Source organism: Paenibacillus sp. FSL R5-0527 (assembly GCF_038008055.1).
Lineage (GTDB): Bacteria > Bacillota > Bacilli > Paenibacillales > Paenibacillaceae > Fontibacillus > Fontibacillus macerans.
Genome location: NZ_JBBOYI010000001.1, coordinates 6,700,617 through 6,723,392, shown reverse-complemented (window position 1 = coordinate 6,723,392; position 22,776 = coordinate 6,700,617). Strand labels below are relative to the sequence as shown.

The 22,776-nt window shown below is 55.1% G+C and carries 20 protein-coding genes; 18 read left to right on the top strand and 2 right to left on the bottom strand.

Annotated features, from left to right (window positions below; translation table 11 throughout):
- Positions 1–116: 116 nt before the first annotated feature.
- The 3 genes from NYE69_RS30285 to NYE69_RS30275 all read left to right on the top strand — a co-directional run bounded on the left by NYE69_RS30285 (position 117) and on the right by NYE69_RS30275 (position 3,358).
- Complete coding sequence (locus tag NYE69_RS30285; RefSeq protein WP_340929736.1) at positions 117–1,031, top strand: IS1595 family transposase; 915 nt, start codon at positions 117–119, stop codon at positions 1,029–1,031.
- Between the two features lie 771 nt (positions 1,032–1,802).
- Positions 1,803–2,741: a heme o synthase gene (cyoE, locus tag NYE69_RS30280; protein WP_340929735.1), complete on the top strand. Its 939-nt coding sequence runs from the start codon at positions 1,803–1,805 to the stop codon at positions 2,739–2,741.
- A 14-nt stretch (positions 2,742–2,755) separates the two neighbouring features.
- Positions 2,756–3,358: an SCO family protein gene (locus tag NYE69_RS30275; RefSeq protein WP_340929733.1), complete on the top strand. Its 603-nt coding sequence runs from the start codon at positions 2,756–2,758 to the stop codon at positions 3,356–3,358.
- A gap of 83 nt (positions 3,359–3,441) precedes the next feature.
- Here NYE69_RS30275 and NYE69_RS30270 read toward each other — a convergent pair whose 3' ends face one another.
- Complete coding sequence (locus NYE69_RS30270; RefSeq protein WP_036619841.1) at positions 3,442–3,789, bottom strand: toprim domain-containing protein; 348 nt, start codon at positions 3,787–3,789, stop codon at positions 3,442–3,444.
- A gap of 349 nt (positions 3,790–4,138) precedes the next feature.
- Here NYE69_RS30270 and NYE69_RS30265 point away from each other — a divergent pair, with 349 nt between their 5' ends.
- Positions 4,139–5,083, top strand: a complete 945-nt coding sequence (locus NYE69_RS30265; RefSeq protein ID WP_340929731.1) for a serine/threonine protein kinase — start codon at positions 4,139–4,141, stop codon at positions 5,081–5,083.
- Here the strand turns inward: NYE69_RS30265 and NYE69_RS30260 are convergent.
- Positions 5,049–7,070, bottom strand: a complete 2,022-nt coding sequence (locus NYE69_RS30260; protein WP_340929730.1) for a vWA domain-containing protein — start codon at positions 7,068–7,070, stop codon at positions 5,049–5,051. The two genes, NYE69_RS30265 and NYE69_RS30260, sit on opposite strands and share 35 nt — an antisense overlap.
- 443 nt (positions 7,071–7,513) lie before the next feature.
- Between NYE69_RS30260 and NYE69_RS30255 the strand changes: the two genes are divergently transcribed.
- The 14 genes from NYE69_RS30255 to NYE69_RS30190 all read left to right on the top strand — a co-directional run bounded on the left by NYE69_RS30255 (position 7,514) and on the right by NYE69_RS30190 (position 22,762).
- Positions 7,514–9,685, top strand: a complete 2,172-nt coding sequence (locus tag NYE69_RS30255; RefSeq protein ID WP_340929727.1) for a transcriptional regulator — start codon at positions 7,514–7,516, stop codon at positions 9,683–9,685.
- Between the two features lie 361 nt (positions 9,686–10,046).
- Positions 10,047–10,481: a hypothetical protein gene (locus tag NYE69_RS30250; RefSeq protein WP_036619850.1), complete on the top strand. Its 435-nt coding sequence runs from the start codon at positions 10,047–10,049 to the stop codon at positions 10,479–10,481.
- A 61-nt stretch (positions 10,482–10,542) separates the two neighbouring features.
- Positions 10,543–11,040: a DnaJ domain-containing protein gene (locus NYE69_RS30245; RefSeq protein ID WP_340929725.1), complete on the top strand. Its 498-nt coding sequence runs from the start codon at positions 10,543–10,545 to the stop codon at positions 11,038–11,040.
- A 38-nt stretch (positions 11,041–11,078) separates the two neighbouring features.
- Positions 11,079–11,618: an FHA domain-containing protein gene (locus NYE69_RS30240; protein ID WP_340929723.1), complete on the top strand. Its 540-nt coding sequence runs from the start codon at positions 11,079–11,081 to the stop codon at positions 11,616–11,618.
- Between the two features lie 45 nt (positions 11,619–11,663).
- Positions 11,664–12,188, top strand: coding sequence for an FHA domain-containing protein (locus tag NYE69_RS30235; protein WP_128629825.1), 525 nt, complete (start codon positions 11,664–11,666; stop codon positions 12,186–12,188).
- 11 nt (positions 12,189–12,199) lie between these two features.
- The gene (locus NYE69_RS30230) at positions 12,200–13,099 is read left to right on the top strand and encodes a PP2C family protein-serine/threonine phosphatase (RefSeq protein WP_340929720.1); all 900 of its coding nucleotides are present in this window, start codon (positions 12,200–12,202) and stop codon (positions 13,097–13,099) included.
- Between the two features lie 43 nt (positions 13,100–13,142).
- On the top strand, positions 13,143–15,482 hold the full coding sequence (locus NYE69_RS30225; protein WP_340929719.1) for a serine/threonine protein phosphatase: 2,340 nt from the start codon (positions 13,143–13,145) through the stop codon (positions 15,480–15,482).
- The gene (locus tag NYE69_RS30220; protein WP_340929718.1) at positions 15,479–16,765 is read left to right on the top strand and encodes a normocyte-binding protein; all 1,287 of its coding nucleotides are present in this window, start codon (positions 15,479–15,481) and stop codon (positions 16,763–16,765) included. Before NYE69_RS30225 ends, NYE69_RS30220 begins: the two co-directional genes overlap by 4 nt.
- Entirely contained in the window at positions 16,756–17,457 is a 702-nt protein-coding gene (locus NYE69_RS30215; protein ID WP_340929714.1) for an iron-dependent peroxidase, read from the top strand. The genes NYE69_RS30220 and NYE69_RS30215 overlap by 10 nt, the downstream gene beginning before the upstream one ends.
- 340 nt (positions 17,458–17,797) lie before the next feature.
- On the top strand, positions 17,798–20,488 hold the full coding sequence (locus tag NYE69_RS30210; RefSeq protein ID WP_340929712.1) for a molecular chaperone: 2,691 nt from the start codon (positions 17,798–17,800) through the stop codon (positions 20,486–20,488).
- Between the two features lie 14 nt (positions 20,489–20,502).
- Positions 20,503–21,054, top strand: coding sequence for a hypothetical protein (locus NYE69_RS30205; RefSeq protein WP_124333203.1), 552 nt, complete (start codon positions 20,503–20,505; stop codon positions 21,052–21,054).
- 2 nt (positions 21,055–21,056) lie between these two features.
- The gene (locus NYE69_RS30200) at positions 21,057–21,560 is read left to right on the top strand and encodes an RDD family protein (RefSeq protein ID WP_051985267.1); all 504 of its coding nucleotides are present in this window, start codon (positions 21,057–21,059) and stop codon (positions 21,558–21,560) included.
- A gap of 102 nt (positions 21,561–21,662) precedes the next feature.
- Positions 21,663–22,181, top strand: a complete 519-nt coding sequence (locus NYE69_RS30195; RefSeq protein ID WP_227877141.1) for an RDD family protein — start codon at positions 21,663–21,665, stop codon at positions 22,179–22,181.
- A gap of 41 nt (positions 22,182–22,222) precedes the next feature.
- Positions 22,223–22,762 (top strand): RDD family protein, encoded by a 540-nt coding sequence (locus NYE69_RS30190; protein ID WP_328273192.1) that lies wholly within the window; start codon positions 22,223–22,225, stop codon positions 22,760–22,762.
- The last annotated feature ends 14 nt before the right edge of the window (positions 22,763–22,776 follow it).

Genomic DNA, 22,776 nt, shown 5'->3' with positions numbered 1-22,776 from the left:
AGGAAAAAATGAGGCGGTTCAGGTGAGATTTTTGACTTGATAAGGGAACGCGTGTTTTGTATAATGAAATAAATGGAATTTATGTTCGTATACTCTTGATTCGGGGGCGAGCGGATATGGAAGTCAATACGGTAACGGAACTTCAGCCATTCAGCAGCCGTTATAACAGCGAGCAGGCCTGCATGGAGGCGCTGATCGCGATGAAGTGGCCAAACGGCTTTGTCTGCCCGCGCTGCGCTCACACCCGGTGCAGCCGTCTGACCTCCCGGAATATCCCCTTATTTGAGTGCGGAAAGTGCAAGCATCAAACATCGCCTTTGGTCGGCACGATTTTTGAAGGAACGCATCTCCCCCTGGTGAAGTGGTTTCAGGCCCTGGAGTTGTTCCTGATGGAGGGCGGCATCTCGGCACTGCGGCTGCGCCAGGTGATCCGGGTCGCCTACAAGACCGCCTGGCTAGTGCTTCACAAAATACGTCATGCCGCCGGGGAGTTCGATGCCCGGGAGCTGCTCTCCGGAGACGTGAAGGTGAACAGCGATCAGTATGGGCGTAATCCGTCCCGGTGTCAGCTTTCGCATCCGTACGCCTCTGCGGTCGTAGCGGGCTGCACGGTCACGGAGTCGGGCGAGCCGGAGCAGGTCAAAATTCGCCTGGTGCCGCATAAGCGGGGAAGCGAAAAAAGGGCAAGCCGTCACGATCTAACCGCGTTTATTAGCGGGCATGTGGATGTCCGTACATCGACGGTGCAGTCCTTCCCTCAGGCCTTTCGGCTGTACACTCCCTTGCGGAAAGTGGTGAGAGAGGCGTGGGAATCGCTGAAGAGTACGTATGGAGCCTTGGGACTGAAGCATCTGCAGGCGTACCTGAACGAATACACCGTACGCCGCCGTCTGCGCCTGCAAGGAGGACTGCCCGAAGCGGAAGAAACGATGCGGCAGAAGTTGCTACAGATGTGTGTGGCGATTCCGGCAATCTCTTACCGCCGGCTGATCGCGCGCCAACCGAATCAGCCCCTTGCGGCTGCGGCCTGATCGAGACGCTGGAACGGTGGGGGTTACTTGATGCGGATCAACTTAATGGGTAGGGGTTAACATGAACTGTGCGGGCGTTGCTGCAGACGGAAGGGTTCAGACTACAGCAAAATCACGGTCTTTTCGTTTTCCTCGCGTCTTGTCCTTGATCCCCTATCTTGATCCCTTGTCTTGATCCCTTGTCTTGATCCCCTTCCGGTATGTTTTACTTCCTTTAAACCTGATTTCTTCTCCTAAGCCCGTCTAAATTATCTCGAGCCTACCTGCTTCTCCACCAAACATTTTTTTCTCCGAACTTGTCTTTCTCTCTGCTACCTGATTAAACGGGATAATCGTGCAAAGTCCCGGACGGCGAGTGTTGATCTGCCGCCCCCCAATTCCCAATTCCCAATCCTCAAGCTTTCGGATGCCCTTCCGCGTTTCTTGCCCACGATCGGTTTTCGACTTGACTGGCAAGCAAGGATTATAAGGTTGAGCCAGACACCTCTTCTGTCCGCCTATCTTAGATAATTGAACACCTTCAACTCAAGGACTCACGCTGATTTTTGCTCTGCGAAAGATGAGTTTATAAAGGCCGCTGGACAATCCCAGCGGCCTTTGTGTCACCAAATTGTCAAAATAACCACGCGATATTCCGATGATTGTCAAACACTTTCTTGGTTTGTTATGATAAAGTTTATAGCGAGAGCGAAATATTGCCGAATAATTTACGGATTTATAGATATAGCTTAGTCCAAACTCAATACTAATTTGTAGGAGGATGAATCGCGCGTGGACAAACCATTAAGATATCAGGCTTCTTCGGAATCCGCTGCGTTGTCCGTGAGACCTACTCCTCCGGGAGAGACGGCGACTTGGAGAGATTTCATCGCTTTGACCAAGCCGGGAATCCTGCGTTCGAACCTGATCGCGGCCTTCGCCGGTTTTTGGTTGGCTTCACATTGGCAACTGCAATACGGCAAGCTGGTTTTGATGCTGCTGGGAACGATGCTGGTCATGGCCTCTTCGTGTGTGTTTAACAACTATTTTGACCGGGAAATGGATATGAAGATGGCTCGCACGAAAAACCGCGCCCTTCCGACCGGGAAGGTAGCCCCGAAAACGGTGCTTTGGTACGCGGTTGTTTTGGGCATTTTGGGCCTTGCCGTTTTGTTTGCGTTTTCCGGTCCGCTGGCCGGCTTGTTCGGCGCAGTAGGCATGTTCGTTTATGTCGTTGTTTACACCCTTTGGCTGAAAAGAACTTCGACCTGGAGCACCTCCATCGGGGCGATTTCCGGAGCGATGCCGCCGGTCATCGGCTACGTCGCGGCGTCCGGTACCGTCGATCTGGGCGCGTGCCTGCTGTTTGCCATGTTGTTTTTGTGGCAACCTCCGCATTTCTGGGCGCTTGGCATCCGGCGGACGGAGGAATACCGCGCGGCCGGTTTTCCGCTGCTGCCCGTTGTGAAGGGCATTCCGCGGACGAAGCTGCAGATGATCCCGTATCTGGTGTTGCTCGTACCCATTCCGATTCTGATGTACGTTTATGACTATACGGGGATCTGGTTTTTGGTGATCGCGGAAATTTTGTCGGTCGCCTGGCTGCTGATGGCGCTGACGGGCTTCCGCACCAAGGACAACGATGCTTGGGCGAAAAAAGTATTTCTGTTCTCCGTAAACTATTTGACGGTGAACATGATCGTTATGATTCTCGATACCGTACGGTTGTGATGGAGGTCTAAGGGATGGCTGTTTTGAAAAAGTACAAGTGGACCTGGATTTTGCTGGCGATATGCGTTGTTTTGGCGGGATATCTGCTGTGGGACACGTATGCCGCCAAGCCGAAGCTTCCGGTCATCCGGCCGGTGGGCGAGTTCAGTATGCAAAATGTGGACGGCAAGACAGTCACCCTGGAGGACACGAACGGAAAGGTTAGATTGTTTTATTTCTTCTTTGCCAACTGTCCGGACGTTTGTCCGATCACGACGTTCCGGCTAAGCCAGGTGCAGGATATTTTGAAGGAAAAGGGCTTGTTCGGCAAAGACGCGTCCATTGTCTCGATCACCTTTGACCCGCAGCGGGATACGCTGGAGAACGTCAAAGCGTTCGGTGATAAATTCAAAGCCGATTATTCGGGCTGGTATTTCCTGCGCGGGGATGAGCAAAAAACGATCGATTTGGCGATGAACTCGTTTCAAATCCTGATCAACAAGGATAACGACGGAAACTTCGTGCATATGGACCTGATCGGGATGGTCGACCGCGAGGGACGTCTGCGCGAAATTTACCGCCCCGAGGCGACGCCCGAGGAAATCGCTCAAGGCGTGATCGACTTGGCCAAGGAGTAAGCCGGTCGTAAAGATTTGGAACAAGGACAGGGCCTGCCCGCGAACTTATTGGTTTACATGAACAGCTGGTTTACATGAACAGCTTAATACGAAGCCGGCGGAGGATATAGAATAAATTCCTCCAGTCCGGCTTTTTCCAATTGGGCGATTAAATATTCGTCAGGCGTTCCTTCTACTCCGGCGTACCCCCGTCTGGTATAGATTTGTTCGGCATCGGGAAAAGCGTCCCTGAGGACCGCGCGGATTCTTTTCCCGGACGGATCGTTGTCCAGAAACAGATAAAGCTCGTCGTCCCCCGCCTGCTTGCGCAGGGATTCCAGTTTTGCCGTGTTCAGTGTACCAAAGGTGCAAAGGATGCGCACCTCATCGCCCAGCAGGCGGCGCAGCTTGCTGCGGTCGTTTTTGCCTTCGACAATGATGCTGACGCTCAATCTAAAATCACCCCGGAAAGTATGATAGGATCGGTTTGGTATGCTTTTAGTTTATACCGGGCGGCGGGGGCGATGCAAAGTGGGCTGGGCTGATTTGCTGCGGGATGGATCATGACTCGCGGATCATGACCCGCGGATCGTGGCTTGCGGATCGTGGTTCGCGCCAACCGTTAAAGCAGGAAATGATCGGGAAATGAACGAATAAAGTCGTTTGAGTCCGTTGCTAGGGGAAAGTCCGTTAGGGGAACCGTTCTCTGTGAAGACAGCCGCCAGACGTTATGTTAATGTGTTAAAATAAGTCAATAACCCGCTCAGGTTAATACTGCGGAATATCGTTCAGGATAGAAAGGTGAATCGTAATCAAATGCTTGGGCTTGAGTTAAAGCGAAATGCCAGAATCGGAGGGGAAGGCGAAGCTTCTTCCCGCAGCCAATACTGCATCCGCAAGGTCCTTTCCGTCAGCGAGCTGGCGGTCGTGTATGCCGCGCGAAATGAAACGGACGGAAGCCGATGCGTTGTGAAGGAGTTTTGCCCGGGCCGGTTCGTGTACAGGAGCAAGGACGGAGCGACGCTGCGCCGCAAGGCCGGCACGGCGGCCGATAAATATGAAGTGCTCTGGAACGCTTTTCAGCAAGAAGGGGCACTGCTGGAGAAGCTCGACCACCCGGGCATTGTACGCTGCCTGGACCGTTTTGAACAGAACGGGACGGCGTATATCGTGATGGAATATTGCGAAGGCGTCACGCTCGACAAATACATAGCCGCTAACAAGGCGGCCATTGCCCCGCGTTTTTTCTACGAAACGATCCTTCCGTTCATCGACACGCTGGATTATTTGCACCGCTTCGGCATCATTCACCGGGATTTGAAGCCGGGCAATCTGATGATCGCAAGCGGGGGGGCCTGCAAGCTGCTTGATTTCGGCTCGGCGGCGGCAACGGGGGGAACGGAGGAGAGACGGCCGATTTTAACGACCGCGGGATACTCCCCGCTCGAGTTGTATTCCGAGCAGTCCCGCCAGGGGTCGGAGAGCGATATTTACAGCCTGGCCGCCGTGCTGTATTTCTGCTGCCGGGGCCACGCTCCCACCGATGTCCGCAAACGCTTGTTTGAGGAGCGGCAGGAGCTGGTCGACGCGGAGATGAAACGCGCCTGGCCGTTTTTGTCCCGGGCGATCGAACGCGGGCTGGCCGTGCCCGCGGACAAGCGCCGCATTTCGCTGGACCGGTTCAAAGCGGCCATCCGTCTCGAATGCAGGCTCAGCTGGCTGTATCGGCGCGGGTATAAATATTAGTGCTCGGTTTGATCGCTTTGTAGCGCAGCTCCAGTTCGGTAATCCCGTCCTCGAAGGTAATGTACAGCTTGTCGTTGTATTCGAGGGTTTCCCGCTTGTTGTTTGCCAGCGGCGTACGGCCCCGAACAAGCGAGCAGCGCGATTTGTTTTGTACGATCAGGGTGCCTCCCTTGCCCGCCGTAAAGAAAATGTTCCGCGCTTCCGGCAGCGGCTCGTTGACGTCAAGGCTTTGGAACAACTCGCCAAGGTTGACGGTTCGGCCGGGGAACGAGGTGAGCGGCCACGATTTGACCGGAACTTCGCTGCCGCTGGCCGTGGCCAGGAAATAGCCCTCCAGTTTGCCGGCAAAGGCCGGCTTGGGCCGCAGCCAGAAATACAGGGCAACGCCGATCAGCGCCAGCACAAGCCCGCCGGCGATGGACCATTTCAGCACCGTATATTTGGATTTGATTTTCAGCGCCAGATGCGCCGTGACCTGGGCGCCTTCCGGATCGGTGGCGGTAATCGTCAGCTCCGATCCGCCGGTCCGCAGCGGCGAAATGTTTAATTGATCGCCGGCCAGTTCGGCCCGGGCCGCCTTGCCGGCCGCATCCTGCAGCGCAAAGCTCAGCTTGTCCCCATTTTCATCCAGGAACAACGTGTTTAAATCAAGCTCCGTCGGCCCGTCCTCTTTCGTTAGCTGAAGCTGCTCTTTTCCTTGAACAACCGGGGCCAGGTTGACGATTTTCTGAACAGTTGCCGGTGTGTTCCGGAAAAAGGTATCTCCCTCCATTTTCACGTACCACTCGTATTCCCCGGATGCGCTGAACGTGTGCTCGGCATAAAACCTGGTTCCTTCGTTTTTCATTTCCACCACGTTTTCGGTGTTTGCGGTTTTATCCAGGACGACCAGTTCGGCGCTTAGTCCCTGATAAAGCTCCTTCTCCTGCAACGGCTCGTTCGAACTGGCGTCGATCAATAGCGCTTCGATTCCGGCGGGTTTACCTTTAATCGCTTTCCCGTCCGTCAGCCTGGCCTTCGCCTCCATGGCGTAGCTGCCGAGCAAGCTGATTTTTACCAAATCTCCCGAGCTTCCCTTGAATTTAAGCGTCGCGGTTCCCTTTTTCGGCGCGGTGATTTTCAGCAGAGTATAGCTGTTCGACTTGAACAAGCGAATATTTTTGGACTCGTAGAACAACTGCGCGTCCTTCAGCGGGCGCGCGGATAACAAAATGATGTTGGCTTCGCTCATGGAGGAGTTGGGGATCTCCACCTGAACCTCCTGCAATTTGCCGGAAGCGGTCACCCCGGCCACGGGCATCAGCACGGAGCGCATTTCTCTGGCGAAAATCTGATTGAAAATTTCCGGCAGATCATCCGCGCTGCTTGTCGTATAGAAAGCGCCTCCGGTACTCTGAGCGATCCGTTTCAGTTCATCGGGATTTACCGTACCGTCATGATTCAACCCGATCGTGTAAATGGGGTACCCGTGTTTTTGGGCCATTTTGATCGCGGCATCGCTGTCTTTCGCCGAATCTTCCTTGGTTCTGGATTGCCGGTATGGGCCGAAATCCGTTTCTCCGTCGGACAGCAGGATGAGAAACGGTTTGCGGCCTTCCGTTTGCTCATCGTTTGCGGAAGCCATCAGCAGCTTGCTGCCTGTGAGCAGGCCCAGACCCAGATCGGTGTAGCCCGTGCGGCGGAGTCCCTCGATCTGCCGCTTGATCTCGTCCCGTTTGGAGGCGACGGAGATGGGGGTAAGCGGCATGGACTTCACGATTTGATGATTGTAGGCGGCGAATCCGATGCGCGTCCGGCTGGCGTCGCTGATATCCATAAACATGCGGACGACCTCGCCCGCCATTTTGTCCGGATCGGCATGGTTCATCGAATAGCTCGTGTCGAGCACGAAAATGGCGTCAAAGGCTTCCTGATTTTGCGGTTTTTGCTGCTGTCCGGCGGCCTGAACGGGAACGGAAAACGAGCAGATCGTTACAGCCAAAAGCAAAAACAGGAACATAGTCCTAGAAATGATGAAAAATGCAAATGTTTGTCGATTCTTCTTTTGAACCATTATCCAATACCCACCTCAATTATCTAAAAATTTACAAAATAGATATATTACACTATCTTTCAACTATCTCCTTTATATCGGACCAGCCACTTTGAATTTGTATAGAGTTCCAAAAAATAGGCCTTTAATTGGATAATCATCCCTTTCATAGGTTTTTCTATAGGTCCAAAATCCTTATTTCGGGAGCAAATGCTACAGATTGACAATTTAGGCGGACGCTGTTTATGATTACCCCTAAAGGCCTGACCGGAAGGTGCCGGTTTTGAAAGAACCTAAATACAGAGCACTATTTTTAGGGGCCTGCAGCCGCATGAAATATGGGGTTTTTGGCATAGGCAATGCGTCTTTGAAGAAGCGGGAGGAGGACAAAAAGATCTATGGATATCATCAATCAAACCAACCGAACGATGCTGTTTGATGAGATCAATCCGGAGAAACTGGACTTGCTGACGATTGTGGGCGATGTTAAAGGGATCGACAGCTTAAGCGACGACAAGATCAAGGAGATCAACGAGCACCTGCTCGTGCGCAGCTTTGACGAATTTTTGACAAAGTTTTCGCCGTGCGTGTATTCGTTTTTCAACGCGGCGAACCAGAAAGTCGTTTATACGCTGAAAAAGCCCGAGGGCATTGCAGAGGATGCGATTTCGGAAATCCGGATCGACCAGAACAACGACTTTCTGAAAATGCTGTTTACGCTGATCGACACGAAGCGGAGCCAAGGCATGACCAATGTCGATTTCAAATTCGAGAATTTGCTCGATATGATTTCGCCGAAAAAGGTGATGGACGATATCCGGCAGGTGCGCAAAGAAATCCATTACTTGTACGGACAATATGAAAAGCTGGATGAAGAGGATCCGAAAAAGCTGGATTTGGGCGATAAGCTGAACGCTATGTTTGAAGAGGCAAGTGCAAATTATAACAATGTTATGGCGATGCTGCCGCTGGCGATCGAGGACATTAAAACGCGGCTTCTGCTGGGGGGCTCCAGTGAGGAAAAGGACGCCGAAGCGGTGCAGATCGGGATGCTGACGATCGGAGAAAGCGGCGAATTGAAAATCATCGAGGCGCCGAAGAGCGAAAGCACGGAGCTGGTGCTGCTCGACGAGAAGGGTTCCAACGGGTTGGCGCTCGTCTTCGAAGACGATTACAACTCGATTACGGAGGCTCCGTCCGGTTATGTTCGCGACTTGGTTGTACGTACCTTTAGCCCGTTACCGGCCGTGAGCACGGAAGTCAACGTGGAACAGGAAGTGCAAAATTACAACACGTATCTGGAATTTTACAAGACGGCCAAGGACGATTTTGTGAAAACGGTCAAGCCGCTTGTCGAGAAAATTTTGGGCGTGAAAATGTTTTTTGACCAATATGCCGTGAAGAACAGAGGGATGCAGCCGTCGATGCTCGTCACGAACAACAAGCTGGATATGACCGTCAAGAGCGCCAACATCCCGCGGCTGGAGACGTATCTGAACACCGTCAACGCGAAAAACGATTTCACCGATACGATCTGGTTCGGCATCGTGCCTTCGGTGGAGCTGGAAAGCGCGGGCAAGGTGAAGGTCAGCCGCGAGCGCTTCAAGGGCAACGAGAAAATCGTCAAGCAGGACGGCAACAACATGGAATCGCTGGCGATGCTGCTTACGGTCGTGAAGGAGTTCAAAGTGCAGGTTTTCTTCAGCTTCGAATCGGGCGAGGAGACGACGTTCAACAACATCGCCACTTCGGGAGTCGACAAATACATCGACAAATGCGCGCCGCTCATCCGCAAGGATTACAGCGAATTCGCCATCCCGTGCCTGCCGAACTTTACGGTTATCCCCAAGGAGAAATCGGGCGTGATCATCGACAGCCGCATGGTTCAAACCGAAGGCGGAGCGGCCCGGCTCTCCCGGGAGAAGGAAGACATCCTGAAGCTGTGGATCGAGGGCGTTTATGTGGGGGCGTCTTACGTCGCCGCCGGGATTGTGGCCGCTTATCAGTGTCCGGAATACCTGAGGGAATCGTTCAAGAACACGAGCAAGGAGTTTCCGGGCGTGCGCTTCGACATCGAAGCGGGCGACAACAGCCTGCGCGCCGTGACGACCATGGCCAAAGAAATCACCGGCTTCACGAATACGATCAAGGATTCGATCAACCGGAAAAATTTCGGCTTTGTGTTCTCCTCCGAAAACGCGCAGCTCCAGGGCAAGGACATTCGCCGCATCACCGTTTACAAAGCGAGAAGCCTGGCGGCGTCCGAGGACGGATTCGACTCGATTTACAAGACGCTGGTCAGCACGTATATTGAGCGGATTTTGCGCTTCCAGACCGCCGACTTCAAGCATGAAAATATCATCAAATTTTTCAGCAACAACCCGAGCAGTCAGAAGAGCCAATGGCTGGCCAAGCGGGGCTTCATCAACTCGATCATCTATGACGGGGACGATATGAATTACGTCATCGACGAGAAAAACAACCTCTGCCATATCGACTTGATCTACAACGGCAACGTGAAAAATCTCGAAGTGATGATCACCAAGGGCACAAGCCCTGTCAAAGCATGATGCAAGTAAATGACCGGGCGGTCAAGACGCGGGAAATCCGTTTTTGGCCGGCTCGGGGAATACGCAACTGTCGTATGTAGGAGGACCGGCCGCTATCCGGCGACTGACCTCGTTACATAAATTCCGGGGCGCTATATAGGTTGAGCTAAGAAGTAGGGCAAGGGTAAGCAAGAGGGGGAAATGATTCTGAAGAAGCTGAAAGCTTTCTGCAAGAAAGCTGCTTCGGAAGCATCAGCTTGAGTTCGCCTTTGTGATCGTAAGAACATTTCACCCGGCTGCCTTTTTCTGCAATATCATTAGCTCAAACAATAGCGCAACGCCCTGGAGCCATCATATTTTTACTCTAAGGAGGATGTATTTTATGGGATTCAGACTGAAAGTTGAAGGAGCCGAAACAATCGAGCTCGGGCTGGACAACATCCAGAAGGTGTACTACGACACCGATACGCCGGACGACTCCAACGCCAGATCCACGGACGTAGGCTCCACGCTGAGAATCATCGGCAAAATCATCACGGCGACCGACGGCGACAAGGCCGACGATACGCTGAAGCTGGCCCTGTGGTCGCTGGTTCCCGCGGAAAAAGCGGACTGCTACCGCAAGCTGACGCTGGAAGTTATCGCCGCCAACCAGGTGGTGCGGGAGATCGTGTTCCCGAACGCATTTGTGGTTGACTACAAGGAAGCGTTTGGCGACACCGAAGGCGTAGGGCAATTCGAGCTTTATGTGAAGCAGAAAAAAGACAAGACCGAACTGGCCAAGCTCAATGGCGGCTATCCGGTCAACGACATCTAAGCTTGCGTCACCCGGGCGCGGGGCGCCCGCATTTCGTAAATCTCAAGAGGCCCCAGGCCTCTTGAGATTTACTGTACCTATCACGAATTCGAAAGTAGGGAAGCATTTGGCGGACTATTACGAACGGCTGGGCGTTTCCCGGAATGCGGAAGCCTCCGAGATCAAGGCCGCTTACCGCAAGCTGGCCAAGCGACATCATCCGGATGCGAACCGGGGAGACCCCCAGGCGGAACAACGGTTTAAAGACATCGTCGAAGCCTATGAAACGTTAAGCGACGCGGAGCGCCGGGCCGCTTACGATGAGCGCTTGCAGCGCGGGAACTTCGGCACGCCGGGGAAAAGCGGAAAGCCAGGGCCGGAAGCGCAGCGGCGGACCGGCGGCGGGGCGGCGGCAGCGGAACCTTTCGATCCCGCGCGGATGAGGGAGCAGTTTGAGCAGTTTTTTGCCATGCCGCGCAAAGGACAAAAGGACTCGGAACAAGGGAAGAGCGCCGAAGGGAAAAATCCGCTGGATACTTCCGCCTTGTTCAATAGTTTTTTCGGCTATCGCAAGAAATAGCAAATGAGCCTAAATTCATCTGACGGGGGTAGCTGCCTGTGAAGACGGAGAAATCCGCTTGGATCGGATACGTTGAACTAATGATTTATGCCATACTGGTCGGTTTGGTGATCTATGTATTGCTGCGGCCGGTTTATTATGTGGCGCAAATGGGCACGGTTGCGGTGTCCGCCGTGATCATCTCGGCAATTATCTGGACGGGGGGCGACCCGAAGCTGCGTCCGGACAGGAAGCCGCAGGAAGTGAGCAAAATCGTGCTGCTCGATGACGACGGAGAACGGGTGAAGGAATGGCTGATCAAAGGGGAGACGTCCGTATTGATCGGCAAGAAATCGGATCAAGGCGAAGTGGACATCGATTTGACGGATTGCGAGTACGCCTCGCTGGTCAGCCCGGAGCATGCCGTGCTGAACCGCGTCGGCGCCGAATGGTATATCGAGGACGCGGAATCTTACAGCGGGACGGGGATTCGCAAGGCGGGGCGCAGCGACGCGAATCGGCTCATTGCCGAAGAGCCGGTACGGGTCGGTGCGGGAGATATGATTTTTATCGCGAACACCAGGCTGTTGATTAAATAAGCGGTACTCCCACTTACATTTACATACGGAGGAATGAATCGAAAAATGAGCCTGACGAGATGTATGAACGGGCATATGTTTAGTTCGAGAAAGCACGGCAACACATGCCCCTACTGCAATACGACCGTGGAGCAGCCCGCCCGCGCGCCCAAAAACGCGCAGAGCCCTGCGGCCGCCGCGGACATGGACGAAAAAACGATGCCTTATCTGGGGGAAACGACCGGGATTCAGCCGGTAACCGGCTGGCTGGTGTGCGTTGAAGGTCCGCAAATGGGCCAAGACTACCGGATCATGGCGGAGAAAAACTTTATCGGCCGCGCCGAAGAGATGCATATCCGGATCATCGGCGACAACGCCGTGTCCAGACGCAATCATGCGGTCATTGTCTATGATCCGAAGAAGCGCAACTTTTACCTGCTGCCGGGCGATGCCTCGGGACTTGCTTATCACAATAATGAGGCGGTGTACTCTCCCGTGGAACTCAACGCCTACGATTTGATCCAGCTCGGGCACAGCAAGTTTGTGTTTGTGCCGTTATGCGGTCCGCATTTCGAGTGGGACAACGGTTAGGAGCCGGGATGATGGGGATGGATGATTGGTTCACTACTGATGTGCTCGTGGTCTATGCGGCGGTGCTTGTCGTCGTCGTTGTTTTGATCGTTGTACGCCAAAGGCTGCGCGCGGCCGTAACCGCGGGCCCGTCCCGGAAGGCGGCGCCTTCGCCGGAGCTCGCGAGCTCGGAGCAGCAGCCGGACCGGGAAATTTCGCTCGGCAATGCGCAGACGATCGGCCGGCGTACGGAGCAGGACGACTACTTCGCCAGCGCCGTGACCAAGGTGGGCACGCTGGCCGTGCTTGCCGACGGGATCAGCGGCGTGTCCAACGGGCGGATGGCCAGCACGCTGGCGGTCACGATGTTTTCGCGGGAGTTTCTGAAGCTGGATGATGCCGGGGATATCCCGGAATTTTTTCACAAGGCGTCGATTGTCAGCAACCGGGCCATAATGGAGCAGCTTGGCGGAGCGATTGGAGGCACGACGCTCGTCGCCGCCGTGATTTCGGATCACAGACTGCATTGGGGCGCGGTCGGGGACAGTCTGATTTTGCTGTTCCGGGACGGAGAGTTTCTGCCGGTGAATTCCAAGGATACGTTTGAGAGCGTGCTCGAAGCCAGGTATTTGGCGGGGGAGATCGGCCGGGAAGAGGTCAGCGGCAATCCGATGAAAAATCAACTGACCAATTATTTGGGCTACGGGGGCTTTATGAGCATGGAGATCGGCGAGCCGATCCCGCTGGAGCCGGGGGACATCGTTATCCTGTGCAGCGACGGCGTTTATGACGCGCTGACGGAAGTGGAGATGGAAGAGATCCTGATGCAAAGGATGCCGCCGCAGGATACGGCGGAGGAAATGATCGCTTGCGTGGAGCGGAAGAGCTACAAGCATCAGGATAATGCGACGGTCCTCATTCTGGAGCATTAATCATCACCCTCGCGTGTGTGCACGGGGGGGAACGGGGGAACGCATGAGGAAGGAGAACAGCGATTTCAAGACAGCATTCGTCTCCGAAGCGGGTTCGCATTTCGACAACCGGGATTATTTTGCTTTCGTGGAGCTTGACGACATGGCCTGCTATGTCATTGCGGACGGCCTCGACCTGGATAAGGAAGTGCGCAGCGCGCAGATGGCGGTTGAGGTGATTCTGGAAAGCTTTATGGAAAAGCCGTCGATGTCCCGCCGCAAAATCCGCCAGGATCTGGAGGCGGCGCACGAATGGCTGAAATTCGAAAGCCGCCGGGTCCGGCTGAAGGCAAGCGTGCTGGTCGTCGTCACGGATTATACGCGGATGGTGTGGGCGACCTGCGGGAACGCGCGGCTGTATCAATTCCGCGGCGGCCGGGTGAATTTGCGCTCCAAGGATCAGAGCCTGACGCAGCTGATGCTGGATCAGGGAAGGCTGGCCGAGGACCGCAACCACAATCACGAAGAGCGCGGCAATCTGCTCAATTACATGGGCAGGCCCGACCGCTTCGAGCCGTATGTTTCGGACAAAATGCCGCTGTCGGACGGCGATGTGCTGCTGCTGGCGACCCAGGGCGTCTGGGAGCAGGTGGATCTGCCGGAAATGCTGGACGCGCTCGCGGAAGCAAGCGATCCGGAGAACTTGACCGATACGCTGGAGGAGGTCGTGCTCAGCAAGCAGCAAAAGTCGGTCAATAATTATACGGCGGCCGCCGTGTATGTGAACAAGACGTTTACGGAAAAACCGAAAAACATCAAAAAGTGGATTTTGCGCGGCGCCATGCTGCTGCTGACGCTGGCGATTACCGGTGGCGGCGTCTGGTACGTCAAGGCGAAGCAGGCGGAAAAGCTGGCCCAGACGGCCGTCTTGATGGTCGAGAGCGAGGAGGACGGGGACCGGTACGCTTCCGCCGGCGACTACGCCAAAGCGCTGAAGTCCTACAGCGAGGCGAAGAACGCCGCCAGCAAGCTGAAGGACAAGCTGCATTTTCAGCTGCTGCGCGGCAAGCAGCAGGTGGCGCAGTTCCTGAGCGACGGCGACGGCTATGTGCAGGACGGCAGCTACGACATGGCGGTGGACAGCTACAACGATGCGCTGAAGCAAGCGGACAAATACAAGCCGTTTAAGGCGGAGGATATCAAAGCGAGGATTGAACGCGCCGGGGCGATTGAAGCCTTGTCCGAGGTGATCAAAGAAGGCGATAAGCTGTTTCAGGAGCAGGATTACAACGGAGCGCTCGCGGTTTTCCAAAAAGCGAATAAAGCGGCGATTGAAGCGGAATACGAGAGCGGGCAAAAGAAAGTGGAGGAGAAGATCGAGCAGACGCAGGCCAAGATCGACAACATTTACAAGGAAACGAGAACGCTGAAGGCGGACAATTTGGAGAAAAAAGGCGACCGCAGCCTCGCTGCCATGGATTACGCCGCGGCGATCGAGTCTTACAAGCTGGCGCAGGAAATTTATCAGGAAATCGACAAGCTGGAGCGGGTGCTGGCGATGGAGCGCAAAATCTCCCAAGCCGACGAGAAGCTGAATCCCGCCGTTCCGGCGGCAGGTTCATCCGGTGAGGCTGCCGGGGCGGGCGGCAGCGCCGCGGGCACTCTGAATCAGCAGCAGCAAGCTGCGGAGGATTCAGCAGGCGGCGGTCAAGCTGGGGGAAGCCAGCAGGCGTCCGGCGCGGCGGCGGGTTCGTCCGCTAAGGAGCCGTCCGGGACTCCTTCGGGCGGCGGCGAAAGCGCGGCCGGGGGAACCGGTACAGCCGGCACAACAAGCGGTAACGGCAAAGCTGGCGGAAACGGCAACGGCAAAGCTGGCAACGGCGGCAGCAAAGCTGGCGGCAACAGCGGGGAAGGCGGAACCAGCGGCAAAGGCGGGAATGACACAACCGGCGGGAATGGCGGCAACGGCACGAACGGTGGAAACGATGGAAACGGCTCGGCTGGCGGAAATGCCGGAGCCGGAAAGACCAGTGAAAACGCCGGAGATGGCGGTAACAAGCCGGATACGGGAGCCAAGGCCGGTAACGGTGCGGATAGTAAGGCAAATGAAAGTGCGGATGCCAAGTCCAATACCGATGCCGATGCCGATGCGGGCGCCAAATCCAATACCGATACGGGAACCAAGACCAATGCCGGTACGGATGCCAAATCCAATACCGGTACGGACACCAAATCCTATGCCGGTGCGGACACCAAATCCTATGCCGGTGCGGACACCAAATCCTATGCCGGTGCGGACACCACATCTAATACCGATGCGGAAGCGGTTTCGGCAAATGGCGGGGCGGCGAATGGGGCTTCCCCGGCAGGCCCGACTTCTTCCAAAGGAGGGAACGCTTCATGAAGGATATTATCATGGACCGCTTAAGCAAAATGGAGGATTTGCAGCAGCGCCGGCTGCTGCGCAATTTGATGAGCGGCGTGTTCCTGAATCTCGTGGAATACCAGGAAGAACTGAACCGGCAGCTGGAGCGCCGGGTGTTCGAGGAAGTGGGCGAATACGACGGAAAATACGACGTCTTCGTCTCCGCGTGCTCCAGAGAGGAATGGGACCCGCTGCATGAATATTTGTTCCCGATGATTCCGGAGGACACGGAAGCGGGCAAAATCGATCTGCGGACGGTGGTATCCGGCTTGCGCGGCGGTGAAGAGGTGCGGATCTGCACGCTTTTTCTGGAATGCAAGTACGCGGAAATTCAGCAGCTGCTGCTTAGCGGCCGCCGGTTCAAAGGGGAACTGGTCACGTCCCAAGGCCGCTATGCCGTGGAGTTCAAGCTGGAGCGGAATATGACATACATCCGGGAGATCGAGAAGCTGTATCATGTTTTCCTCAGCAACGGGCTGCCCTGGAAAACGGTCAATCATCCGTATGCCCATAAGTTTGTGGATGCGGTGCTGACCGAGGTGGACGGAGAACTCGGCGAGGAGGAAGAGGCGCTGGAGCTTACCGTTCATTTGGAGGAATATGAGCCGTACAAACGGGCGGATATGATTCCTTTGTGGAACATCCAGCGCCTTGAGCTGAAGACGGGTGGTTTTCCCGTGCCGGCCGCGGACCGCGTTAACTTTGAACACGTGCTGCCTTTACGGAAAACGGGCGTACAGCACGGTTACCTCGTGGACGTCGACGATGACAGCATCCGCTACGTCAAGCGCACGCCGGAAGAACTGACCGTCGTCTCGCCGCTGGAGAAGTCGGATATGTGGCGGGTGCTTATGCTGGTCGAGCCTTTTGAATCGGTGGTCAGCAGACCGGGATACGCGCTGCTCTCCAACCGGCAGAAGGAGGATTTCATCGGCAGCTACCGCCGCCGGCAGGGGCAGATCGTCCGCTCCCGGGGCGAGATTTTGCGGCTGGTGCATTCTTTTGCCGCGGCGGAGGCGCTGGAACTGACGGATGTGGAAATTCGTCCGCCGGGCGTGAGCCGGGCGATCACGTATGAGCTGAACCGGTTTATTACCGATGAAGTGCGGGTGGACAACGGGAAATGGCGAATGTGCCTGAAGTTTGGCGACCGCGGCTTCGCAAGCCGGCTTGCGTTTATGGCTGAGGATGTGATGAGTTTTCTCGTCTCGGAGGTCCAGCTTTTGTTCCCGGAATACCGCTGTGAAGGAGAATGGGCTTGAATTACATTTGGGATCTGCTCGTGCGGGCCGGAGAAGCCGGGATCGAAAAACGGCAAGTCAAGTTCCTGCCGGCCAAAGTGTATTCGCCGTATATGGAGCTGAGCCTGCACGAACTCAACGCGGGCGCGGGACAGCACGGTCTGGAGGTCGAGGTGAATCCCCATTACCGGTTCCCGGCTTTGTTCGGCGAACTGCTGGATATCAATCTGACGGAAGACCCCGAGTTCCGGAGCGTGCTGTTCGATATTTTGATGCATTTTTTGGCCGAGCTCGATTTGATGCAGGGTATGAACAAGCGGGAGTATTACATCCGGTTCGTGCTGCGCGATCTGAAGGCCGGGGCGTTCGGGGAGCGGGTAAAAGAACGCATGAGCCTGTTTGACCGCGACGAACAGGAATTTATCGCCGGCGCGATCCTGCGGATGTACGATACCGGCGAGCCGCTGCATCTGCTGAAAAGCGCGGTCGGCCGCGTGTTCCGCCGCTCCACGATCTACGTAAACAGCGAGGAGAAGGACGAAATGCTGTTCTATATCGGCCAGAAGCGGACGGAGCAGGGCCGCCTAAAGCTGGAGACGCTGATGGAGCTGTTCCTTCCGGTCCGCTACCGCACCGAGGTGTATTGGGACTGCCATGTCGGCATTATCGACGCGGAGGAGACGATGGTCCTGGACCGGATTGCGCTGTATTGATTTTCATGCTGCCCGCGAGACTCAAGCGAGAAAATAGAGGAAAAAAATACCACTATTCCGCCGCTATCCCCCATTTAAGAGAAATAGAGGAACTTTATGCCGCTATTTTTTCGAACCGCAAGGAAATGCCTGCGATCTGGACCATTCATAGGAAAATAAGGACAAAAAATTCCCCTATTGGGGATGAACAAGCCTGGCTCCGGAAAATAAGAACATTAAATTCCGCTATTTTTAAAAGGTCGAAGAATGGTCTGGGGAATTGAGGAGAAGCCGCTGCGGAAGACGCGAAAATGTTGCGGATCAACGGCGTCGTCGTCACGATACAGGAGGGAAAAAGCGCATGAGGGGATTTAAATTGTATACCGATTCCGCCGGCCGGGAGCGCGGGCGCGGACAAGCCCGTTACTCGCGGGAGGAACTCGCCGAAATGACCACGTTCCAGCTCCGGAACATCTGTTACCGGGAACGGCTTGTGGAAGGGCTAAGCCAGCGGCTGGACCGGGAAGAGACGATCCGCATCATATTGAAATATTTGGGCGTGGAGGAGCGTTTGTTGATCGGACCGCGCTGCGAGGGCGGAATCGAGCGGGTACAGACGGCGATGCGCAAGTATATGCAGGCTCCGCTGCAGGGAGACGGCGGCATTCGCGTTCCGGCCCGCATCGTTTTGTATCCCGGGATCGCCGTGGAGCGGGCGGACGGATACGAAGTGAAGGCGCCGGCGGGATATGCGGAGTCCAACGTGCTGCTCGTCAACGACCGGATGGAGCTATGCGGGATTTTCCATCTGCGCCGGGACGAGGAAAGGACGGGCGGCTATTATTTGGCCGCGCATCACGACGGCGAGTGGCGGCGTACGGCAAACCGCCAGTACAGCCTGCTGTTTCTGCGCCGGCAGGATTCGGATTATGTGTACAAGACCTATTACCAGGAGCGGGAACTTCCCCCAACCCATATCCACTATTACAAAATCCCGCTGGCCGATCTGGAAATTTGCGAGCTGCAGATAACGGACGCCGTGCTGGCAATCGATTTTGGAACCTGCAATACGACGGCGGGAGCCTACCTCTACCCCGGATATACCCAATTCCCGTCGGGTCCCGACCCGCTGAACGGGCAAATCCGGCTTGGCGAAATCAATTTCGTTAAATTCCCCGATCCGGACAGCCCGGAGCGGACGGAGGCCTTGCCGACGGCGGTTGGCGTGGCGGATTGCTCCGACCCCGGCGCGGTTAAGTATGTTTTTGGCCATGAGGCGCTGCAAAGCGGCCGGCGCAGCAGCTTCGGCAGCCGGGCCTCCGTGTTCCAGGGGCTGAAGCGCTGGGTGAACGATTACGGGAAAACGGTCGAAGTAATGGACAGCGAAGGCAATACCGCGCTCGTGACGCGGACCGAGCTGCTGCGCGCCTATCTAGAATACGTGATCCGCATGGCCGAGCATCAGTTCAAATGCAAATTCAAGCATCTGCATTTCACCGCGCCGGTGAAGATGAAGACGCCGTACCTCGATATGTTCGCGGAGCTTTTGCCGGATTACCGGATTGAACGGAAAAATGCGCTGGACGAAGGGATGGCCGTGCTGTACAACACGATTGCCGACGGGATCGAACGCAACATCTTTGACGAAGGGGCCGAATACAAGGCGCTTGTGATCGATTGCGGCGGCGGGACGACGGATTTGTCCTCGTGCGCCTTCCGGGTCGAAGACGGGCATATGTCGTACCGGATCGCCATCGAGGCGACCTATGAGAACGGGGACACCCATTTTGGCGGCAACAACATTACATACCGGATTATGCAATTTTTGAAAATCGTCTTCGCGGACTACTACACGGGCAAAAAAGGCCTGACGGATATCGACGCGCTGATCGCGTTTCCGGGCAACGATTTGTTCCGGGAGGTGGACGAACGGGGCGTCGACGCGGTTTACGCCGAGCTGGAGCGCAGGTACAAGGAGGCGGAGGCCGTGATTCCGACGGCGTTCGCGATGTACGAGAACCGCTCCCGCGAGGAGTACATGCGGGTGCGGAGCAATTTTTATTTTTTGTGGGATATTGCCGAGGAAATGAAGGAGCAGTTTTTCCGCAAAACGGGCGTGCTGATGAACCGCTTCCAGGCGGAGCATGGCGTGTCCGCTTCGGATGGACATGGGCTGCGTTACGGCGGCCGGACGGCGCTGCCGCAGGGAGATGGCGTGCTGGAGATGACCCGGGTGGAACGCTGGTTCTTGTCCGTGTTCCGGAGCGGCGATTTGAAGGACGAATATGAAATTCCCGACGTGGTGTTCAACATCCAGGAGATTACGCAGCTCATTAAGGCGGACATTTACGAGGTTGTGCGGCGGTTTCTTGAGGATTTTTACCGGGCGGGCGCGCTTGGGGAGTATTCGATCATTAAGCTGACCGGGCAGTCGTGCCGGATCGACGTGTTCCGCGAGGCGCTGAAGGAGTTTGTGCCGGGGCGCAGCATCGAGTTCCGGCAGAAGCCTGCGGAGGGGCGGGTGCCCGAGCTGAAGCTGGCCTGCCTGCGCGGGGCCATCCGTTATTTGAACGCGCGCAAAGCCGGGGAGATCGAAGCGAGCATCACGACCCGCTCGGCGGTGATCCCGTATACGGTGAGCGCGTTCACTCATAACCGCCGCGAGGTGGAGCTGATCAGCAGCCTGCGCCGCAGCGACAGCGCGCCGGGGGCGATCTCGCGTCCGTCGGACGTCGTCCAGCTGGACTTGTTCCTGCGCGGCAGCGACGGGACGCTGCGGCAGCAGTACAGCTACAACAACCGGTCGCAGGATTACAAGCCGGTGCTGTACGAGGACATTCGCGCGCAATACGGAGAGCGGATTCCGCAGGACGACACCGACTCGATCGTGAACGGGGAGACGAAGTTTTTCGTGTTCGCCGACGACAATCACTGGGGGTTCCACGTGCTGCCGGTCGCCCGCCGGGATGAAGGCCTGTTCCTGGGCCGCAAAGCGCTGTTCCCGTTTGAGACGGACAAATCGGAGCTGGATTTTTTTGATGGGATGAAATAAGGAGAGGGTCAGACATGAGGGGATTTTTTGTTCGTTTAGTGGTTCGTAATTTATTGGGAGAAACGTTTCGTCCGGCGGTGCGAGATATCTTCGGCGACATGATTTTAAAAAAATCGAAGTTTGTGTTCGTATGGTGCGTTATCGGTTTATTGGTGACATCGGCGGGTCTTGCGTTTTTACTGCTGGATGAAAGCCCGGAGATGAAGGAGTTCATGCCGATTGCTTGGCTGATCGGTTTCGCTGCGGTCTTGCTGCTGTTCCATGTCCTAAACCATCTGGTCTTCCGGGCCGAAGCCGGTGAAAATTCCATTAAGGTGCGCTCGCTGGGCGGCACTCGGACGCTTCGTTACGAGGAACTCAGGAGCGTGAGCTATAGCCGTTTCAACAGCGGGCAGTTTGTGCTGCAGGGCGCGGCCGGGACGGTTCGCATTCCGGCGGGAATCCGCGGGACGGCGGAGTTCGTCGCGCTCATTAGCGGGAAGATCGGCGAGGCCGCGTGTGCGGACGCGCTAAAGGCGCTGGACGTGCGGCGGGAAGATTTGAGGAAATGGGGCGAGGAAGCCTAAGAATGGGACAGATATACGCCGGTTTTTGGAAAAGATTCTGCGCTTATATTTTGGATTTGTTTGTCGTGAACATTATTGTCTTGGTAATAACACTTATTTTTTCGCTGATTGATAAGCTTTTCCTCCGTTTCCTCATGAGTTTTATCTCATTGGGTATAAAACAGTGGTTTTATTTTTTTGAATTCTATGAATGGATCGGATGGATCACCCGGCTGCTGCTTACTGCTTTTGGCGCATGGCTCTACTACGCAATTATGGAATCATCTAAATGGCAAGGGACTTTTGGAAAAATGGCGCTCGGAATCGTCGTGGTGAATAGGCGTTATGAGAGGATGTCTTTCCTGAGAGCCAGCGGAAGATTTTGGGGCAGATTTTTGTCGGTTCTTTCATTGTACATCGGGTTCATCATGGCCGGATTTACGGAGAAGAAGCAGGCGCTTCACGACAAAATCGCGCAAACCTATGTGGTCAATAAAAGCGCTTCAGTTGACGAAGAGCGGTTATAACGCACGGAGCCAATCTTTAGGGACTAATATTCCCGGGACCATCGGCAGTGTATAAGGTGCGTAATTAACCTGGAATGTACGAAGTGGGGGAAGTTTATGTACATGTATGACGTGTTATGGAGAAGGTACGGCGCCTGGGCCGTCGATCGGCTGATTGTCAGCATAGGCGCGTTGCTCATCAGTTTTATTTGGATTTCCCCGCGCGAGTTTTTCTCCGAATCTGCGGATACGCCGACCTTGGGGATACCGATGTTGATTACATTCGTCTGCCAATGGCTCTACTATACGATGCTGGAATCCTCCAAATATCAGGCGACTTTGGGAAAAAGACTCGTCGGCGTCGTGGTAGTTGATCGGAATCATCGAAGGTTATCCTACGGCCAGGCGAATGCTCGGTTTTGGGGGAAGCTTCTTTCAGCTCTCACTTGGGGAATTGGTTATTTGATGGCGATCTTCATGGAAAAGAAACAGGCGCTGCATGACCGAATTGCGGGCACGTATGTCGTCGATAAGGCCTTGCTCAGGGCACGGGAAATGCAAGGCGATGCGGATACGGAATTTTCTCGGCTGCATCAAGCAATTCGGGCGGACCGTTCGACAGGTTTTAATTGGCCCGATTGAGGTCGCGGTACGGGGATTATTGATTCGAAAGAGAGGGACGGATGTACGCGGGTTTTTGGAAAAGATTTTTTGCGAATCTGCTGGATTCGATCATTGTGTATTTTATTGCCTGGGTAATGATGCTTATTTCTTTGCTGTTATCTATGATTTTCGGGGTACTCGGTTACTATGTGTTGGAGAACTGGCCGGGAGTCTATCAAATTTATAATGCGTCCGGTCATATCATCGGAATACTGATCACCCCGTTAGCGGTATGGCTCTACTATGCGATTATGGAATCTTCCAAACTGCAAGGTACTGTAGGCAAAATGGCGCTGGGCATCATTGTGGTGAACGAGCGGTATGAACGGGTTTCGTTTTGGCGGGCGAGCGGCAGGTTTTGGAGCAGAATGGTTTCGCTTTTGACGATTTATATCGGTTATGTCATGGCCGGCTTTACGAAAAAGAAACAGGCGCTGCATGACAAGATTGCCAAGACCTATGTGGTCGATAAGAGGATGCTGGAGATGGCGGAGAACTATAATGCTCAAAACCCTCAGTTTCCAGGGGGCGAAAGTCCCGGAGCATTCGGCGGCGCGTAAGGGATCAAACTTGT

Coding starts and splice junctions, on each gene's coding strand:
- NYE69_RS30285 (WP_340929736.1), top strand. CDS start 117: ATGGAAGTCAATACGGTAACGGAACTTCAGCCATTCAGCAGCCGTTAT.
- NYE69_RS30275 (WP_340929733.1), top strand. CDS start 2,756: ATGGCTGTTTTGAAAAAGTACAAGTGGACCTGGATTTTGCTGGCGATA.
- NYE69_RS30255 (WP_340929727.1), top strand. CDS start 7,514: ATGGATATCATCAATCAAACCAACCGAACGATGCTGTTTGATGAGATC.
- NYE69_RS30250 (WP_036619850.1), top strand. CDS start 10,047: ATGGGATTCAGACTGAAAGTTGAAGGAGCCGAAACAATCGAGCTCGGG.
- NYE69_RS30235 (WP_128629825.1), top strand. CDS start 11,664: ATGAGCCTGACGAGATGTATGAACGGGCATATGTTTAGTTCGAGAAAG.
- NYE69_RS30230 (WP_340929720.1), top strand. CDS start 12,200: ATGGGGATGGATGATTGGTTCACTACTGATGTGCTCGTGGTCTATGCG.
- NYE69_RS30225 (WP_340929719.1), top strand. CDS start 13,143: ATGAGGAAGGAGAACAGCGATTTCAAGACAGCATTCGTCTCCGAAGCG.
- NYE69_RS30220 (WP_340929718.1), top strand. CDS start 15,479: ATGAAGGATATTATCATGGACCGCTTAAGCAAAATGGAGGATTTGCAG.
- NYE69_RS30215 (WP_340929714.1), top strand. CDS start 16,756: ATGGGCTTGAATTACATTTGGGATCTGCTCGTGCGGGCCGGAGAAGCC.
- NYE69_RS30210 (WP_340929712.1), top strand. CDS start 17,798: ATGAGGGGATTTAAATTGTATACCGATTCCGCCGGCCGGGAGCGCGGG.
- NYE69_RS30205 (WP_124333203.1), top strand. CDS start 20,503: ATGAGGGGATTTTTTGTTCGTTTAGTGGTTCGTAATTTATTGGGAGAA.
- NYE69_RS30200 (WP_051985267.1), top strand. CDS start 21,057: ATGGGACAGATATACGCCGGTTTTTGGAAAAGATTCTGCGCTTATATT.
- NYE69_RS30195 (WP_227877141.1), top strand. CDS start 21,663: ATGTATGACGTGTTATGGAGAAGGTACGGCGCCTGGGCCGTCGATCGG.
- NYE69_RS30190 (WP_328273192.1), top strand. CDS start 22,223: ATGTACGCGGGTTTTTGGAAAAGATTTTTTGCGAATCTGCTGGATTCG.